Origin of the sequence: Bradyrhizobium sp. LVM 105, from assembly GCF_003957705.1 — a bacterium.
Taxonomy (GTDB): Bacteria; Pseudomonadota; Alphaproteobacteria; order Rhizobiales; family Xanthobacteraceae; genus Bradyrhizobium; species Bradyrhizobium frederickii.
Genome location: NZ_QZMV01000012.1, coordinates 76,555 through 94,022, shown reverse-complemented (window position 1 = coordinate 94,022; position 17,468 = coordinate 76,555). Strand labels below are relative to the sequence as shown.

20 protein-coding genes are annotated in these 17,468 nt (G+C 65.1%); 13 read left to right on the top strand and 7 right to left on the bottom strand.

All coding sequences use genetic code 11. The features are described 5' to 3' along the window. Window positions 1-234 precede the first annotated feature (234 nt). The 11 genes from rpmH to dapE all read left to right on the top strand — a co-directional run bounded on the left by rpmH (window position 235) and on the right by dapE (window position 9,983). On the top strand, window positions 235-369 hold the full coding sequence (gene rpmH / locus D6B98_RS27905) for a 50S ribosomal protein L34 (protein WP_008542748.1): 135 nt from the start codon (window positions 235-237) through the stop codon (window positions 367-369). Between the two features lie 26 nt (window positions 370-395). After that, window positions 396-782: a ribonuclease P protein component gene (gene rnpA, locus D6B98_RS27900; protein ID WP_126260242.1), complete on the top strand. Its 387-nt coding sequence runs from the start codon at window positions 396-398 to the stop codon at window positions 780-782. A 16-nt stretch (window positions 783-798) separates the two neighbouring features. Next, entirely contained in the window at window positions 799-2,673 is a 1,875-nt protein-coding gene (yidC, locus tag D6B98_RS27895; RefSeq protein WP_126260241.1) for a membrane protein insertase YidC, read from the top strand. A 109-nt stretch (window positions 2,674-2,782) separates the two neighbouring features. Further along, window positions 2,783-3,436: a ribosome biogenesis GTP-binding protein YihA/YsxC gene (yihA, locus tag D6B98_RS27890; RefSeq protein ID WP_126260240.1), complete on the top strand. Its 654-nt coding sequence runs from the start codon at window positions 2,783-2,785 to the stop codon at window positions 3,434-3,436. Next, window positions 3,436-3,801: a DUF423 domain-containing protein gene (locus D6B98_RS27885; protein WP_126260239.1), complete on the top strand. Its 366-nt coding sequence runs from the start codon at window positions 3,436-3,438 to the stop codon at window positions 3,799-3,801. Before yihA ends, D6B98_RS27885 begins: the two co-directional genes overlap by 1 nt. Window positions 3,802-4,049: 248 nt before the next feature. Beyond that, window positions 4,050-4,937, top strand: coding sequence for an acetylglutamate kinase (gene argB / locus D6B98_RS27880; protein ID WP_126260238.1), 888 nt, complete (start codon window positions 4,050-4,052; stop codon window positions 4,935-4,937). Window positions 4,938-5,083: 146 nt separating this feature from the next. Continuing rightward, window positions 5,084-6,070 (top strand): DUF1036 domain-containing protein, encoded by a 987-nt coding sequence (locus tag D6B98_RS27875; RefSeq protein ID WP_164718926.1) that lies wholly within the window; start codon window positions 5,084-5,086, stop codon window positions 6,068-6,070. A gap of 14 nt (window positions 6,071-6,084) precedes the next feature. Beyond that, window positions 6,085-6,780, top strand: coding sequence for a pyrimidine 5'-nucleotidase (locus D6B98_RS27870; protein WP_126260236.1), 696 nt, complete (start codon window positions 6,085-6,087; stop codon window positions 6,778-6,780). A 188-nt stretch (window positions 6,781-6,968) separates the two neighbouring features. Continuing rightward, window positions 6,969-7,814 carry a 2,3,4,5-tetrahydropyridine-2,6-dicarboxylate N-succinyltransferase gene (gene dapD / locus D6B98_RS27865; protein WP_126260235.1) on the top strand — a complete coding sequence of 282 codons (846 nt, stop codon included), beginning with the start codon at window positions 6,969-6,971 and terminating at the stop codon, window positions 7,812-7,814. A gap of 367 nt (window positions 7,815-8,181) precedes the next feature. Then, window positions 8,182-8,808, top strand: a complete 627-nt coding sequence (locus D6B98_RS27860; RefSeq protein ID WP_126260234.1) for a DUF805 domain-containing protein — start codon at window positions 8,182-8,184, stop codon at window positions 8,806-8,808. Further along, window positions 8,805-9,983: a succinyl-diaminopimelate desuccinylase gene (gene dapE, locus D6B98_RS27855; RefSeq protein ID WP_126260233.1), complete on the top strand. Its 1,179-nt coding sequence runs from the start codon at window positions 8,805-8,807 to the stop codon at window positions 9,981-9,983. Before D6B98_RS27860 ends, dapE begins: the two co-directional genes overlap by 4 nt. Before the next feature lie 132 nt (window positions 9,984-10,115). Here the strand turns inward: dapE and truA are convergent, their stop codons facing one another. From truA to def, 3 genes are all read right to left on the bottom strand, one after another. Further along, window positions 10,116-10,853, bottom strand: coding sequence for a tRNA pseudouridine(38-40) synthase TruA (gene truA, locus D6B98_RS27850; RefSeq protein ID WP_164718903.1), 738 nt, complete (start codon window positions 10,851-10,853; stop codon window positions 10,116-10,118). A 120-nt stretch (window positions 10,854-10,973) separates the two neighbouring features. Beyond that, entirely contained in the window at window positions 10,974-11,897 is a 924-nt protein-coding gene (gene fmt / locus D6B98_RS27845; protein WP_126260231.1) for a methionyl-tRNA formyltransferase, read from the bottom strand. 140 nt (window positions 11,898-12,037) lie between these two features. Beyond that, complete coding sequence (def, locus tag D6B98_RS27835) at window positions 12,038-12,565, bottom strand: peptide deformylase (RefSeq protein WP_126260229.1); 528 nt, start codon at window positions 12,563-12,565, stop codon at window positions 12,038-12,040. A gap of 171 nt (window positions 12,566-12,736) precedes the next feature. Between def and D6B98_RS27830 the strand changes: the two genes are divergently transcribed. Beyond that, window positions 12,737-13,936 carry a DNA recombination protein RmuC gene (locus D6B98_RS27830; RefSeq protein ID WP_126260228.1) on the top strand — a complete coding sequence of 400 codons (1,200 nt, stop codon included), beginning with the start codon at window positions 12,737-12,739 and terminating at the stop codon, window positions 13,934-13,936. A gap of 201 nt (window positions 13,937-14,137) precedes the next feature. Continuing rightward, window positions 14,138-15,496, top strand: a complete 1,359-nt coding sequence (locus tag D6B98_RS27825; RefSeq protein WP_126260227.1) for an AmpG family muropeptide MFS transporter — start codon at window positions 14,138-14,140, stop codon at window positions 15,494-15,496. Between the two features lie 103 nt (window positions 15,497-15,599). Here D6B98_RS27825 and D6B98_RS27820 read toward each other — a convergent pair whose 3' ends face one another. The 4 genes from D6B98_RS27820 to D6B98_RS27805 form a co-directional block, all read right to left on the bottom strand. Further along, window positions 15,600-15,977, bottom strand: a complete 378-nt coding sequence (locus tag D6B98_RS27820; protein ID WP_205680528.1) for a hypothetical protein — start codon at window positions 15,975-15,977, stop codon at window positions 15,600-15,602. 98 nt (window positions 15,978-16,075) lie between these two features. Beyond that, the gene (locus tag D6B98_RS27815) at window positions 16,076-16,510 is read right to left on the bottom strand and encodes a hypothetical protein (RefSeq protein ID WP_126260226.1); all 435 of its coding nucleotides are present in this window, start codon (window positions 16,508-16,510) and stop codon (window positions 16,076-16,078) included. A gap of 27 nt (window positions 16,511-16,537) precedes the next feature. Then, window positions 16,538-17,140, bottom strand: a complete 603-nt coding sequence (gene recR / locus D6B98_RS27810; RefSeq protein WP_100174939.1) for a recombination mediator RecR — start codon at window positions 17,138-17,140, stop codon at window positions 16,538-16,540. 1 nt (window position 17,141) lies between these two features. Further along, window positions 17,142-17,462, bottom strand: coding sequence for a YbaB/EbfC family nucleoid-associated protein (locus D6B98_RS27805; protein ID WP_126260225.1), 321 nt, complete (start codon window positions 17,460-17,462; stop codon window positions 17,142-17,144). Between the last annotated feature and the right edge of the window lie 6 nt (window positions 17,463-17,468).

Genomic DNA, 17,468 nt, shown 5'->3' with positions numbered 1-17,468 from the left:
ACCTCAAGGGTTAAAAACCCCGCACAAACAGCGATATTCACCAGAATCGCGCGCTTGTGCGGCGTTGACGAAAACAAGGCGCTCGCTTATAAGCCGCGCAAATTGTCCGCGATGACCCGGTGCGACGCCGGGAGCGGCTCTCTTGGGGCCGGAAAAGGGCCCGTTTTGGGCCGCATCTTCCGGACTTTACCATCAATTCTACAGGCAAATTGCCCGGTCAGCGGAGAAAAACCCGTGAAGCGGACTTATCAACCCAGCAAACTGGTGCGCAAGCGCCGTCACGGCTTCCGTGCCCGTCTCGCCACTGCCGGCGGCCGCAAGGTTCTCGCCGCCCGCCGCGCGCGCGGTCGCAAGCGTCTGAGCGCCTGAGCCAGACCCCCTTTTGGGATTTCATCATGGATCGGCTGAGGCAGCGGGCGGATTTCCTCGCCGTTGCCAATGGCGCGCGGGTGAACAGTCCTGCGTTCGTCCTGCAAAGCCGTCCCCGCGATGACGGCGGCCCGATCCGGATCGGCTTCACCGTCACCAAAAAGAACGGCAACGCCCCCGAGCGCAATCGCATCCGGCGCCGGCTTCGCGAATTGGTGAAGCGGCTCGATCCGGTATCGATCCCGCCCCATCATGATTATGTGCTGGTTGGCCGAAAGGACGCGCTCTCGCGCCCCTTCGCCACCATGCTCGACGATCTGCGCATAGCGTTCACGAAGCCCGCGCGGCATACGGCCAAGGCGCGCGGCCACAGGCCTGGTCCCGCCGCAGCGACCAGCCGCAAACCAGATTGATGACGAGACAATCGAGATGACCGACAATCGTAATACCATCCTCGCCGTCATTCTGTCCGGCCTGGTGCTGATCGCGTGGCAATATTTCTACAACGTGCCGCAGATGGAGAAGCAGCGCGCCCAGCAGCAGACGCAGGCCGAGCTGCAGAAGGGCAGCACGCCCCAGCCGAGCGCGTCCGCGACGCCAGGCGGCGCGCCGGCGACGCCAGGCAGCGCGCCGCAGCCCGGCGCGGCCCAGCCGTCGACGCCGGCGGTGAACCAGGTCCAGCCGGTCGTCGCCCGCGAGACCGCCATTGCAGCCAGCCCGCGCGTGAAGATCGAGACGCCGCGGATCGTCGGCAGCATCTCGCTGAAGGGCGGCCGCATCGACGACATCGCGCTGGTGCAATATCGCGAGACGGTCGATCCCAGATCGCCGCCGATCGTCCTCTATTCGCCCTCGGGCACGGCGGAGCCCTATTACGCCGAATTCGGCTGGGTTGCGGCGACGGGCGTGACGGCAAAGATGCCGGATGCCCAGACCGTCTGGCAGCAGGAGGGCAGCGGCAGCCTGACGCCGTCGACGCCCGTGATCCTGAAATGGGACAATGGCGACGGCCTCACCTTCCGCCGCACCATCGCCGTCGACGACCATTATCTTTTCACGGTCAAGGACGAGGTGAGCAACGTCGGCAATGCGCCTGTCACGCTCTATCCGTTCGCGCTGATCTCGCGCCATGGCGCGCCGCAAGTTTCCGGCTATTACATCCTGCATGAAGGCCTGATCGGCTATCTCGGCGACGAGAAGCTGAAGGAATATGCCTACAAGCAGGTCGACGAAGCCAAGCAGGTGAATTTCAACAACGTCACCAATGGCTGGCTCGGCATCACCGACAAGTATTGGGCCTCGGCGCTGCTGCCCGACACCAATGCGCGGCTGCAGGCGCGGTTCTCGTCGAACCCCGTCGGCAAGGTTCACACCTATCAGACCGATTATCTGCTCGACCCCGTCACGGTCGCGATCGGCGGCACCGCGACGGCGAACGCGCGGCTGTTCGCGGGCGCCAAGGAAGCCGGCGTGGTCGGCATCAACTTCCCGCTCGCCGGCCATGGCGGCTACAACAAGGAGCTCGGCCTCAACCATTTCGATCTGCTGATCGACTGGGGCTGGTTCCACTTCCTCACCAAGCCGATGTTCCTCGGCCTCGACTTCTTCTTCCGCTTCTTCGGCAATTTCGGCATCTCGATCCTGCTCGTGACCGTGATCGTGAAGCTGTTGTTCTTCCCGCTGGCGAACAAGTCCTACGCCTCGATGGCGAAGATGAAGTCGGTCCAGCCGCAGCTCCAGGCGCTGAAAGAACGCTTCCCCGACGACAAGGTGAAGCAGCAGCAGGAGATGATGGAGATCTACCGCAAGGAGAAGATCAATCCGGTCGCCGGCTGTCTTCCCGTGCTGATCCAGATCCCGGTATTCTTCGCGCTCTACAAGGTGCTGTTCGTCACCATCGAGATGCGGCACGCGCCGTTCTACGGCTGGATCAAGGACCTCTCGGCGCCGGACCCGACCAACCTGTTCAACCTGTTCGGGCTGATCCCGTTCGATCCGACCACGATTCCGGTGTTCGGCTATTACCTCGCGCTCGGCATCTGGCCGATCATCATGGGCATCACGATGTGGTTCCAGATGAAGCTGAACCCGACGCCGCCGGATCCGACGCAGCAGATCATCTTCAACTGGATGCCGCTGATCTTCACCTTCATGCTGGCGGGCTTCCCCGCGGGCCTCGTGATCTACTGGGCCTGGAACAATTTGCTCTCGGTGATCCAGCAGAGCTACATCATGCGCCGCAACGGCGTGAAGGTGGAGCTGTTCGACAATCTCAAGGCGACGTTCGCGCGGAAGGCGACGTAATCGTCATTGCGAGGAGCGAAGCGACGAAGCAATCCAGACTGTTTCCGCTGAGAAAGTCTGGATTGCTTCGCTTCGCTCGCAATGACGCGGGGAAGCAGCGAGGCTTCGCATGACCGACGACAAAGATGCGAAGCTGATCGAGGCCGGGCGCAAGCTATTCGCCCGCGACTGGCAGTTCATCTGGGCCTCGCCCTCGATCCAGACGCTGCCGCCGATGGCGGGGCTGGAGGTCGCCTTTGCCGGCCGCTCCAATGTCGGCAAGTCGAGCCTGATCAACGCGCTCACGGGGCGCAACGCGCTGGCGCGCACCTCGCACACGCCGGGCCGCACCCAGGAGCTGATCTTCTTCGAGGTCCCGGGGAAGTCCGACCTGCGTCTCGTCGACATGCCCGGCTACGGCTATGCCAAGGCGCCGAAGAGCCAGGTCGCGTCCTGGACCGAGCTGATCCACAAATTCCTGCTCGGACGCGCCTCGCTCGCCCGCGTCTACGTGCTGATCGACGCACGCCATGGACTCAAGGACGTCGATCTCGAAGTCCTGGGCACGCTCGACCGCTCCGCCGTCAGCTACCAGGTCGTGCTGACCAAGGCCGATCAGGTGAAGGCGTCCGAGTTGCAGGCGCGCATCGCCGAGACCGAGGCCGCGCTGGCCAAACATCCGGCCGCGTTCCCGAACGTGCTCGCGACATCGTCGCGCAGCTCGACCGGCATGGCGAGCCTGCGCGCCGCGATGGCGAAGCTGCTGGAAGAGCGGAGCAAGTAATGGCGGCCCATCGCCTCCTGATCGGGCTTGCCGGATTGATGGGCGCCGCCGGCGTCGCGCTGGCCGCGGCCTCCGCCCACGGCGCGGATGCGAGCCGGCTTGCCACGGCGAGCACCATGCTGCTGTTTCATGCAACCGCCATACTCGCCGTGATCGCCGTGCTCGCGCGCGGCCTTCTGCATGGCGGAATTGGCCTCGTCGCCGCGTTCGGCTTGGCGGGCGGCGCCGCGCTGTTCGCGGGCGACCTCACCTTGCGGCAATATGCCGGACACGCGCTGTTTCCGATGGCGGCGCCGACAGGCGGAACGGTGATGATCGCGGGCTGGCTGGCGGTGACGCTGGCCGCGGTGATGGCGAGGAAGTGACGCTCTCTTACCCTCCCCTGGAGGGGGAGGGTCGGCGCACATTGAGCGTAGCGAAATGTGCGCCGGGGTGGGGTGATCTCTCCACTCGGGCACTGCTCATCGCCGAGAGGCCGTCACCCCACCCCGCTCGCGCTGCGCGCGATCGACCCTCCCCCTCCAGGGGAGGGTAAGAGCGAACACCACACTTTGCGCCGCGCCCGCCAATCGGATAGAACGCGCACCGACCGTTCCGCCAGCGAGACCGCGACATGACCGACATCTCCCCGCTCGACCAGGCCCGCATCCTGTCCGAAGCGCTGCCGCACATGCAGCAATATGACGAGGAAACCATCGTCATCAAATATGGCGGCCATGCCATGGGCGACGAGGAGACCGCCAAGAACTTTGCCCGCGACATCGTGCTGCTCGAGCAGACTGCGATCAATCCCGTCGTGGTGCATGGCGGCGGACCGCAGATCGCGACCATGCTCAAGCGCCTCGGCATTCAGTCGGAATTCGCGGCCGGCCTGCGCATCACGGATGCCGCGACCATCGAGATCGTCGAGATGGTGCTCGCCGGCTCGGTCAACAAGCAGATCGTCGGCTACATCAACGAGGCCGGCGGCAAGGCCGTCGGGCTGTCGGGCAAGGACGGCAACATGGTGAAGGCGTCGAAGACGACACGCACCATCGTCGATCCGGGCTCGAACATCGAGAAGGCGATCGATCTCGGCTTCGTCGGCGACCCCGAGAAGGTCGATCTCACGCTGCTCAACCAGCTGATCGGCTACGAGTTGATCCCGGTGCTGGCGCCGCTCGCGACCTCCAAGGAAGGCCAGACGCTGAACGTCAACGCCGATACCTTTGCCGGTGCGGTCGCCGGCGCGCTGAAGGCCAAGCGCCTGTTGCTGCTCACCGACGTGCCGGGCGTACTCGACAAGTCGAAGAAGCTGATCCCGCAATTGTCGGTCAAGGACGCGCGCAAGCTGATCGCCGACGGCACCATTTCCGGCGGCATGATCCCGAAGGTCGAGACCTGCATCTACGCGCTGGAGCAGGGCGTCGAGGGCGTCGTCATCATCGACGGCAAGATGCAGCACGCAGTGCTGCTCGAGCTCTTCACCAACCAGGGCACGGGAACGCTGATCCACAAGTGAAGCGGGAGCGGACACAGACGGGCGTCATGGCCGGGCTCGTCCCGGCCATCCACGATCTTTCGTCCGGAGCCAAGAACGTGGATGCCCGGCACAAGGCCGGGCATGACGGATCGAGGGCTCGCCGCTCCCGCCTCACCCGCTTCCTGATGACGCTGCCGGCCGCGGCCGTCTCGTTCGTCGTTTCCTCCGCCCCCGCCTTCGCCGACCTCAAGATCTGCAACCGCATGTCCTATGTGGTCGAGGCCGCGATCGGCATCGACGACAAGGCGGCGACCGCAACGCGCGGCTGGTTCAGGATCGACCCCGCCACCTGCCGCGTGGTGGTGCAGGGTACGCTGACCGCCGACCGCATCTTGCTCAACGCCCGCGCCCTCGGCGTCTATGGCGCCTCCCCGATCCCGCAGAGCGGCAGCGACATGCTCTGTGTCGCCCAGGACAATTTCGTCATTGCGGCGGCCCGGCAATGCCGCACCGGCCAGGCCCAGGCCTCATTCACGCAAGTGACGCCGACGCAAGGCGCGGACGGCAACCTCGTTGCCTACCTCGCCGAGGATTCCGAATATGACGACGAGCAGGCGCGGCTTGCCGGCATCCAGCGGCTGCTGGTGATCGCAGGCTATGACGCCGCGCCGATCGACGGCGTCGACGGGCCGAAGACGCAGGCCGCGCTGGCCGCGTTCCTGAAGAGCCGCGGCCTGTCGTCGGACGTCGTGGGCTCGCCAGGCTTCTTCAAGACCATGGTCGATGCGTTGCAGACGCCGTCTGCGACCGGCCTCACCTGGTGCAACGACACGCCGCACAAGGTGATGGCGGCGATCGCGACCGACGACGGCAAGTCCGTGACCAGCCGCGGCTGGTATCGCATCGATCCCAAGACCTGCCTGCATCCCGACGTGACCGGCCAGCCGAAACAGATCTTCAGCTTCGCGGAGGCGGTCGACGCCGACAACCGCACCGTCAAGCTGAAGGACAGACCGCTGAACTGGGGCGGCGACAGGCAGCTGTGCACGCGCGAGACCAAGTTCGAGACCAATGAGCAGACCGATTGCGGCGCGCGCGGATTTTCGGCGACGGGCTTTAGCGCGGTCGACATGTCCAGCAGCGGCAAGACGCTGCGGTTTGCCGCGCCGTGAGCGAGAGAGTTGCAATGACCCTGCCCCGCACCTTCGCGCATGTCGACACCTGGGTGTTCGACCTCGACAACACGCTCTATCCGCATCACGTCAACCTGTGGCAGCAGGTCGATGCGCGGATCGGGGAGTTCGTCTGCAACTGGCTGAATGTCGGCCCGGACGAAGCACGCAACATCCAGAAGGACTATTACCGTCGCTTCGGCACCACCATGCGCGGCATGATGACCCTGCATGGCGTTTCCGCCGACGACTATCTCGCCTACGTCCACAAGATCGACCACTCGCCGCTGGAGCCGAACCCGGCACTCGGCGAAGCCATCGCAAAATTGTCGGGGCGCAAGCTGATCCTGACCAACGGCTCGGTCGACCATGTCGATGCGGTGCTGGCGCGACTCGGCTTCGCCTCGCATTTCGACGGCGTGTTCGACATCATTGCCGCCGAATTCGAGCCGAAGCCGGCGGCACAGACGTATCGGAAATTCCTCTCCGACCATTCGGTCGATCCCACCCGGGCCGCCATGTTCGAGGACCTCGCCCGCAACCTCACCGTCCCGCACGCGCTGGGCATGACCACGGTGCTGGTGGTGCCGGACGGCACGAAGGAGGTGGTGCGCGAGGACTGGGAACTGGAGGGGCGGGACGCCGCTCATGTCGACTACGTCACGGATGATCTGGCGGGGTTTTTGGCTGGGTTGTCCCACCCAACGTAGCCGTCATACCCCGCGAAGGCGGGGTATCCAGTAATCACCAGCATCTCGATTCATCACGACGGCTGCGGCGTACTGGATCACCCGCTTTCGCGGGTGATGACACCGAACCAAGCTTGACTCTCCCGGCCCAAATCCCGAAAAAGCGCTCCAATTCACGCGAAACCACGCCTTCCCCAGAGGAAATCCCGATGTCCCTTGCAGCCCTCGAATCCACCATCAACAGCGCCTTCGACGCGCGCGAGACCATCTCGACCTCGACCAAGGGCGAGGTGCGCGAGGCCGTGGACCAGGCGCTGGAGACCCTGGACAAGGGTGAGGCGCGCGTTGCCGAGCGCGGCGCTGACGGCAAGTGGAAGGTCAATCAATGGCTGAAGAAGGCGGTGCTGCTCTCGTTCCGCCTCAACGACATGGGCGTCATCAATGGCGGCCCGGGCAAGGCGACCTGGTGGGACAAGGTGCCCTCGAAGTTCGAGGGTTGGGGCGAGAACCGTTTCCGCGATGCCGGTTTTCGCGCGGTGCCCGGCGCCGTGGTGCGCCGCTCGGCCTTCATCGCCAAGAACGTCGTGCTGATGCCGTCCTTCGTCAATCTCGGCGCCTATGTCGATGAGAGCACCATGGTCGACACCTGGGCCACCGTCGGCTCCTGCGCGCAGATCGGTAAGCGCGTGCACATCTCCGGCGGCGCCGGCATTGGCGGCGTGCTCGAGCCGCTGCAGGCCGAGCCCGTGATCATCGAGGACGATTGCTTCATCGGTGCGCGCAGCGAGGTCGCCGAAGGCGTGATCGTGCGCAAGGGCGCGGTGCTGGCGATGGGCGTGTTCCTGGGCGCCTCGACCAAGGTCGTCGACCGCGAGACCGGCGAGGTCTTCATGGGCGAAGTGCCCGAATATTCGGTGGTGGTGCCCGGCGCCCTGCCCGGCAAGCCGATGAAGAACGGCCAGATCGGCCCCAGCACCGCCTGCGCCGTCATCGTCAAGCGCGTCGACGAGCGCACGCGGTCGAAGACCAGCATCAACGAGCTGCTGCGGGATTGATGGGCGCCACGCACCACATCTATCCCCGTCACCCTGAGGTGGCCGCCTCTTCGGCGGCCCTCGAAGGGCGACGGGCCGGCTGCCGCAACACCTAGAGCATGATCCGGAAAAGTGCGCAGCGGTTTTCCGAAAAGATCATGCTTAAACAACAACCTAAAGCGCGATGACGATTCATCCCAATCGCATCGCGCTTTAGACCGTTCATCCTTCGAGGCTCCCGGCGCGATGCTTCGCATCGCGCCACTCGCACTTCCAGCGACAACGGCTTCGCCGTTGCGCGGGGATGACGGGTTTGTACTGTATCGAACCCACCCTCCCTGCATCGCGACCAATCTTCGGGCGGCCCGTCCCGCCTGGAGCCCCTCGGATGCGCTGGACCTGGTATCTCTTCCGCTTCGACGGCCGCATGCGCCGCACCGGGTTCTGGTGCAGCCTGATCTCTGTCCTGTTCGGCATGATCCTGCTGGTCTCGCTCTACGTAGGAATCATCTCCGTGCTCGGCGGCGAGGTCGGATCCTTCGATCTGAATGCCGACGACGTCTTCAAGATCGTCGATCCCAGAGCCTACCGATGGTCGCTGCTGGACAATCTGCCGCTGCTGCTGCTCAAGTTGGCCGCAACCGCGTTGATGCTCTGGACCTATCTCGCGATCGTCGTGAAGCGCCTGCATGACCGCGACAAGAGCGCATGGTGGCTGCTCGCCTATTTCGTGCTTCCGGGCCTCTACAATCAGTTCGAGGACCGCCTTCCGGACACCTACTGGATGCTGCCGCTCGCGCTGGGAGGCGTGATCCTCTCCGTCGCCGCTTTTGTCGAGACCGGATTCTTGCGCGGCACCCAGGGGCCCAACCGGTTCGGTCCCGATCCGAAAGCCGAGGACGATTCCACGCCCGCGGCGACCTCCGCAAGAGGCTGGGACCAGAGCCGCGAGATTGAAATTGTCCCGCCTCATGCTAGCCCACCCGGCGGCATGCATGTTAAGCGGGGCGCATGACCGATGCTCTCTCCATTGCCCGCGACCTCATCCGATGCCCCTCAGTAACCCCGGTCGATGCCGGTGCACTCGGGGTGCTCGAAAAAGTCCTCGGCGCTGCCGGATTCACCTGTCACCGCGTGACATTCAGCGAGCCGGGCACGGCCGACGTCGACAATCTCTACGCGCGGATCGGCAGCGAAGGGCCGCACATCACCTTTGCCGGCCACACCGACGTGGTGCCGCCGGGCGAGGAGAGCGCCTGGAGCGTCGGTGCGTTCTCCGGCGAAGTGAAGGACGGGATCCTGCACGGCCGCGGCGCGGTCGACATGAAGGGCGGCATTGCCTGCTCGGTCGCAGCGGTGCTGGAGCATCTCGCCGCCAACGGCGGCAAGCCGCGTGCCGACGGCCAAAAATCAGGCTCGGGCTCGATCTCGTTCCTGATCACCGGCGATGAAGAAGACGTCTCGATCAACGGCACCATCAAGCTGTTGAAATGGGCCGCCGCGCGCGGCGAGAAGTTCGATCATTGCGTGCTTGGCGAGCCCTCCAATGTCGAGACGCTCGGCGACACCATCAAGGTCGGCCGCCGCGGCTCGCAATCCGGCACGCTCGTCGTCGACGGCGTGCAGGGTCACGTCGCCTACCCGCATCGCGCCTCCAATCCGGTGCCGGACATTTCGCGGCTGATTGTGGCGATCTCCGACGAGCCGCTCGACCATGGCAGTGCGCAGTTCCAGGCGTCCAATCTCGAATTCGTCTCGGTCGACGTCGGCAACAAGGCCTTCAACGTCATCCCCGGCGAAGCCCGCGCCAAGTTCAACATCCGCTATAACGACAATCACACCCAGGCGAGCTTGCGCGAGCTGGTGGAGACGCGCCTCGCCAAAGCCTGCGGCAACCGCATCAAGGCCCGCATCGTCTGGGAGCCCTCGAACTCGAACGTGTTCGTGACCAAGCCAGGGCCGTTCACCGATCTCGCCGTCGCCGCGATCGAGGAGGTGACCGGGCGCAAGCCGGAGCTGTCGACGTCGGGTGGCACGTCGGATGCGCGCTTCATTGCGAGCTATTGCCCGGTGATCGAGTTCGGGCTGGTCGGGCAGACCATGCACCAGATCGACGAGCGGGTGCCGGTTGCCGATCTGGAGAAACTGACGAAGGTGTATCGCGGGATACTGACGCGGTATTTCGGGTAGTCGCGAACCGCCGGCCTTCCGCCGTCATGCCCGGGCTTGTCCCGGGCATCCACGTTCTTCGGCGCCTCTGGAAAGAAAGAGCGTGGATGGCCGGGACAAGCCCGGCCATGACGACAGTGGCGGCTTCAGCGGCTAATAATCCACCTTCATCAGATACAGGCCCTCGGGCGGCGCGACGATGCCGCAGGCGGCGCGGTTGCGGGCGGCGAGCGCTGCGGAGAGATCGTCGGCGGTCCAGCGGCCCTCGCCGACCCAGACCAGCGATCCCACCATCGAGCGGACCTGGCTGTGCAGGAACGAGCGCGCCGAGGTGACGATTATGATCTCGCGGCCGTCGCGCATCACGTCGAGCTGGTCGAGCGTCTTCTCCGGCGACTTGGCCTGACACTCGGTATCGCGGAAGGTGGTGAAATCGTGCCTGCCGAGCAGGCGCTGGGCTGCCGCATGCATCGCCTCGGCATCGAGCTTGCGCGGCACGCGCCAGGCGTGGCCGGCATCGAGCGCGAGATTGGCGCGGGTGTTGATGACGCGATAGCGGTAGTGCCGCTTCACCGCCGAGAAGCGCGCCTCGAAGCTGTCGGGCACGATCTCGGCCTCTAACACCGCGATCGGATGCGGGCGCAGATGCGCGTTGAGCCCGTCGCGAAAACGCCCCGGCGGGAATTGCTTGTCGACGTCGACATGCGCGACCTGACCGCGCGCGTGCACGCCGGCATCGGTGCGGCCGGCGCCATGCACCCGCAGGTCCGCCCCCGTCATCGCCTTCACGGCCGCTTCCAGCGCGCCCTGAACCGAGGGCAGCGTGTCCTGCACCTGCCAGCCGAAAAACGGCGCGCCGTCATATTCGATGGTGAGCTTGTAGCGGGGCATCGGTTTCCAGTTTGCTGTCATCGCCCGGCTTGACCGGGCGATCCAGTACGCGGCGGCCTATCGGTTCGACCGAGAAGCCTCGGCTTACTGGATACCCCGCCTGCGCGGGGTATGACAGTGTCAGGTGAATTTGGCTCCCGCCTTCAACGGCACGCCGCGCAGGAAGTCGGCAGCCTGCATCCGGCCCTTGCCCTCGCGCTGGAGCTCGATGATGCGGATCGCGCCCTCGCCGCAGGCGATGGTGAGTTGATCGTCGAGCACCGCGCCCGGCTCGCCGGCGCCTTGCGCCAGCTCACAGCGCAGGATCTTGACGCGCGCGTTCTCAAGCTCGGCCCAGGCGCCGGGGAACGGCGACAGGCCGTGGATGTGGCGCAGCACCTCGCGCGCCGGCTTGCGCCAGTCGATCCGCGCCTCGGCCTTGTCGATCTTGGCGGCGTAGCTGACGCCGTCCGCGCTCTGCTTCTTGAGCTGGAGCCCGCCGCGGTCGAGCGCGGCCATCGCCCGTACCATCAGATCGGCACCGAGACGCGAGAGCCGGTCGTGCAGATCGAGCGCTGTCATACTGTCGGTGATGGCAAGACGCTCGGCCATCGCGACGTCGCCGGTATCGAGGCCGACATCCATCTTCATCACCATCACGCCGCTCTCGGCATCGCCGGCCATGATCGCGCGGTTGATCGGGGCGGCGCCACGCCAGCGCGGCAGCAGCGAAGCGTGCAGATTGTAGCAGCCGAGCTTGGGCGCATCGAGGATCGCCTGCGGCAGGATCATGCCGTAAGCGACCACGACGGCGGCATCGGCCTCGAAGGCACGAAATTCGTCGAGCGCTTCCTGGGTCTTCAGCGTCTTCGGCGTCAGCACGGGCACGCCGAGCTTTCGCGCGGCTTCCTCGACCGGGGTCGGCTGCAATTGCAGCCCGCGCCGCCCGCCCGGCTTCGGCGCACGGGTGTAGACGGCGACGATCTCGTGGCCATGCGCGACCAGCTCGAGCAGCGTCGGCACGGAGAAATCGGGCGTGCCCATGAAGATCAGGCGGAGGGGCATGTGACGAGACAATCCTCGAACAACGAGCAAGGTACTCGTCATGGCCGGGCTTGTCCCGGCCATCCACGTTCTTCCTGCTCGGGGCGGCAAAGAACGTGGATGCCCGGCACAAGGCCGGGCATGACGGCGGAGGACGTGGCCTACTCCGCCGCGCGCTTGGCGGCTTTCTCGAACTTCTTCATCACGCGGTCGCGCTTGAGCTTGGAGAGGTAATCGACGAACAGCACGCCGTTGAGATGGTCGATCTCGTGCTGGATGCAGGTGGCAAAGAGGCCTTCGGCGTCCTCCTCGTGCACCTTGCCGTCGAGATCGGTGAAGCGCACGCGCACCCTCGCAGGGCGCTCGACCTCCTCGTAATATTCAGGAATCGAGAGGCAGCCTTCCTCGTAAATGGACAGTTCCTCGGAGGAGGCGATGATCTCGGGGTTGATGAAGACGCGCGGCAGCGGCTTGGTCTCGCCGTTCTCGTCGCGCTTGGCGAGGTCCATGGTGATCAGCCGCAGCGGCTGCGCGACCTGGATCGCAGCGAGGCCGATGCCGGGCGCGTCGTACATGGTCTCGAACATGTCGTCGGCAAGCTTGCGGATCTCCGAGGTGACCTTCTCGATCGGCTTGGAGACCAGACGCAGCTGCTTGTCGGGCAGGATGATGATTTCTCTGAGGGCCATGGCCGCGATTTAAGCCCCATGCCGGATACGGTCAATGCGGCCCGGAACCCTGTTAACCCCTCGCTAACCATAAAAATTCGCTTTCCGTTAACCATAGAAATAAGCGGGCGATTAACCCTGAACGTTCGCTATTCGTTCGCCAGCACCGGCGAATCGGCTAGAACGGTCGCCATGAACGAGATCATTTTCATGCTGGACGACTGGCCGGTGCGCACCTTCCACGCGCTGATCGGCTTTGGTGCGCTTGTCCTCGTCCTGCTGGTGGTGATCGCCATCGTCATCGCGCGGTCCGGGCGGCGCGGCGCGGAACTCGCAATGGCGCACGCGATCCGGGCCGACGAGCTCGAGGAACGCCTGAGTGAGGTGCTGCGGGCCCAGAGCGAATCCTCCGGCCGGGTCGACGCCATGACCCAGGCGCTGGCCGGCCGCCAGGCCGAGATGGCGCGGGCGGTCAACGAACGGCTGGATTCGGTGACCCATCGCGTCGGCCAGTCCATGGAACATTCGACCCGCAACACCATGGAGAGCCTGCGCGCGCTGCATGAGCGGCTCGGCATCATCGACAGCGCGCACAAGAACCTCACCGACCTCACCACCCAGGTGACCACCTTGCGCGACGTGCTCTCCAACAAGCAGTCGCGCGGCGCCTTCGGTCAGGCGCGGATGGAGGCGATCGTCCAGGACGGCCTCCCCAAGGGGGCCTACGAGTTCCAGTTCACGCTCTCGACCGGCAAGCGGCCGGATTGCGTCGTGTTCCTGCCCGACCAGCGCCCACTCTGCATCGACGCGAAATTTCCGCTGGAGGCGATGACGGCGCTGCACGACGCCCGCACCGACGAGGAGCGGCGAATCGCCACGCAGCGGCTGCGCGGCGACGTGATGAAGCATGTCAGCGACATCGCCGAAAAGTATCTCGTCGCCGGCGAGACCCAGGAGATGGCGCTGATGTTCGTGCCGTCGGAATCGGTCTACGCCGAGATCCACGACGGTTTCGACGACGTGATCCAGAAGGCCTATCGCGCCCGCGTCGTGCTGGTGTCGCCGTCGCTGCTGATGCTCGCGATCCAGGTGATGCAGCAGATCATGAAGGACGCGCGCATGCGCGATGCCGCCGACCAGATCCGCACCGAGGTGATCAAGCTCGGCGACGATCTCGGCCGCCTGCGCGACCGCGTGCTCAAGCTGCAGAAGCATTTCGCCGACGTGAACGAGGACGTCCGCCAGGTGCTGATCTCCGCCGACAAGATCGAAAAGCGCGCGGGACGCATCGAGGAGCTGGATTTCAGCAAGAGCGACGCCCCGGAGGGACCGCGGCTGGTGGCCACGGATGCGGGCGAGCTGTTTCCGCGGAAGCTCCAGGCGGGGGAGTGACGTCTTCACCTCTCCCCGCTTGCGGGGAGAGGTCGGATCGCCCCGGCGATGCGGAGCATCGTCCGGCGCGATCCGGGTGAGGGGGTACAGGTCCATCGTCGACCTCCCGTGCGGAGAGATGCCCCTCACCCCAACCCTCTCCCCGTAAGAACGGGGAGAGGGAGACGAGGCATCACCGCCAGAATCTGCTAACACCACCCCATGACCGCACCCGACGCGACTTCCTCCGCTGGCGCTCCCGCTGCCTCCTGGCGCGACAGCCTTGCCGTTTACCTGCAGCCGCGGGTGCTGATCGTGCTGTTTCTCGGCTTCTCCTCGGGGCTGCCGCTGGCGCTGTCGGGATCGACGCTGCTGGTATGGATGGCCGAGGCGGGGGTCGATCTCGGAACGATCGGGCTCTTTGCACTGGTTGGAACGCCGTACACGCTCAAGTTCCTGTGGGCGCCTCTGGTCGATGCGCTGCATGTGCCGTTCTTCACGCGCACTTTTGGCCGTCGGCGTGGGTGGCTGGTGTTTTCGCAACTGCTGCTGATCGGCGCGATCCTGCTGTTGGCGCTGACCGATCCGGCGCGCTCGCCGCTGTTCGTCGCGCTTGGCGCGCTCCTGGTCGCGACGATGTCCTCGACGCAGGACATCGTCGTCGATGCATTCCGCGTCGAGAGCCTGCCCGAAAGCGAGCAGGCGGCCGGCATGGCCGCCTATGTCGCGGCCTATCGCATCGGCATGCTGATATCGACCGCGGGCGCCTTGTTCATCGTCACCGGCTTCGAGACGATCGTCCCTCGTGGCGCCGCCTGGATGTGGGGCTATGTGGTGATGGCGGCTCTGGTGCTGATTGGCACGGTGACGGCGCTGGCCGCCACCGAGCCGGCACAATCCAAGCGCGCAGAGGCTGCCACGCAGAACGAGGACGCGCTCATGCGGGTATTGCATGCCGCATTGGGCGCATTCTCGGAATTCTTGCAGCGAAAGGAAGCGTGGGCGGCGCTTGCCTTCGTCGTGCTGTTCAAATTCACCGACGCGTTCTCCGGCAACATGACCGTGCCGTTCGTGATCGACATCGGCTTCACGCGGAACGACTACGCGGTGATCGTGAAGGGCGTCGGCATCGCAGCGACCTTGGCCGGCGGCTTTGCCGGCGGCTTCGTGGCACGGCGCTATTCGCTCGCAACGAGCCTGTGGATCGGCGGCATCGTGCAGGCAATCTCCAACCTGTCGTTCTCGTGGCTGGCACTGGTCGGCGTCAATGAATGGGCGCTGACCCTCGCGATCACCTCCGACAATTTCTGCAACGCCATCGGCACCGTGATCTTCGTCGCCTATCTGTCGGCGCTGTGCCAGAACCCGCTGCACACCGCGACCCAGTATGCGCTGCTGACGGCGCTCGCCGCCGTGGGGCGCACCTATTTGTCATCGGGCGCGGGCTATCTGGCGAAGGCGACGGGCTGGCCGATGTTCTTCGCGATCTCCGTCCTCGTCGCCATTCCGAGCCTGATGCTGTTGGCGTGGCTGCAAAAGCGTGGCCATTTCGAAACGTTGGAGCAGCAGGTGCGAGTGTAAGCTTAAGGCGCGATGCGATCAGGATGAAGCGTCATCGCGCTTTAGGTTGTTGTTCAAGCATGATCTTTTCGGAAAACCGCTGCGCACTTTTCCGGATCATGCTTTAGCGCTGCATCTCTTTCCGAACGCGTCCGTTGAGCCCCTCGAAATCGGCGACCAGCGCATCGCAAGCGGCCTTGGAGGCTTCGCACAGGACGTTCATTCGGATGACGACTTCGCTTCCGTCCTGCACGACGCGGCGCTGAATGGCTGCCGGATAGGCCGGATGTCCCTTCGGCGGAAACGACCACAGGCTCAGAGCGGCCGCGTCCTCGATCACGGTCCAGCCGGATTGAATGGACGTCTTCACCCCCGGCTTGGCGCGCAGCGACTCGAGCGCAGCTGCGGCCGTCGGATAAGACGCGGTGTCCTGGGCGGCCGAGACCGGCCAGGGAGCAGCGCCGGCGAAGACCAGCAGGACGGCAAGGGCTATTCCACGCACGGCTGAGCGACCTCTCCGCGGTTCGATCGCTTGCACTATGCTCGACGCACAACCGGAGATCAAGGCGCGGTCCTCGTCACCGGCCCGGCGATATCGCCCTACTGCTTCTTGATGATGCTCCACTTCGTGATCACGGCTTCGCTCATCTGGCCGGCATCGCTGGCGCAGGCGATTTCGTCGACCTTGACCGAGATTTCCTTGCCGACGAACGATTTCAGCTGCGTGGCCTGCGCGTCGCTGGAGGTGACGAGCTGGAAGGTCTCGGGGCCGGTCTCGAGATTGCACAGGCCGTTCGGCGCCGGCAGGCGACGCGGCTCGGAGGTGATCTGATACATCGGAACCCGCTTGCCGTTCTTGACGTCGCGCACCTTCATGGCGTTCAGCTCGCCCGACAGCACGTCGCCATTGTTGATCGGCTTGCCGGGCTTCGACGGCGGCGGGGCCTCGTCACCCGGCTGCGCGGAGATGGCCGGGGTCACCAGCATCGCCATCGTCGCGACCAAAGCCAATCGTGTGGCGAAAAGTTTCGTCATGTCGTCCGTTCCGTGATCTGTGAATGGCTAGAACAGGGTGCGCTGCCGCATCGCTGCCGATAGCGTACCTTCGTCGAGATAATCAAGCTCGCCGCCGACGGGAACGCCATGGGCGAGCCGCGTCACCTTCACATTGGCGTCCTGAAGCAGGTCGGTGATGTAGTGCGCCGTGGTCTGGCCGTCGACCGTCGCATTCAGCGCCAGGATGATCTCGTGCACCTCGGCAGCATGGGCGCGGGCTACCAGTGCGTCGATGGTCAGATCCTGCGGCCCGACGCCGTCGAGCGGAGACAATGTCGCGCCCAGCACATGATAGCGCCCTTGAGTCGCATTGGCCCGCTCCAACGCCCAGAGATCGGCGACGTCGGCGACGACGACGATGATGGCGGGATCGCGCTTCGGATCGGTGCAGACGGTGCAGGGATTTTGCGTGTCGATGTTGCCGCAGGTCTTGCAGACCTGGACCTTGTCCAGCGCCACCTGCATGGCCGAGGCCAGCGGCATCATCAACGCTTCGCGCTTCTTGATCAGGTGCAGCGCCGCGCGCCGCGCCGAGCGCGGACCGAGGCCCGGCAGCCGTGCGAGCAGCTGGACCAGCCGTTCGATTTCGGGACCTGCAACAGCGCCCATATTACTGGCCGAACAACCCCGGCGGCAGGCCGAGCCCACCGGTGAGAGCCTGCATCTTCTCCTGCATGGCGGCCTCCGCCTTGCGGCGGGCATCACTGAGCGCGGTGACGAGCAAATCTTCCAGCACCTCGCGCTCTTCCGCCTTCATCAGCGACGGATCGATCTTGATGCCCTTCACGTCCATCTTCGCGGTCATGCGCACGGCGACGAGGCCGCCGCCGGAGATGCCCTCGACTTCCACGTTGGCGAGCTGCTCCTGCATCTCCTGCATCTTGGACTGCAGCTGCGCCGCCTGCTTCATCATGCCGAGAAAGTCAGCCATCGGTGT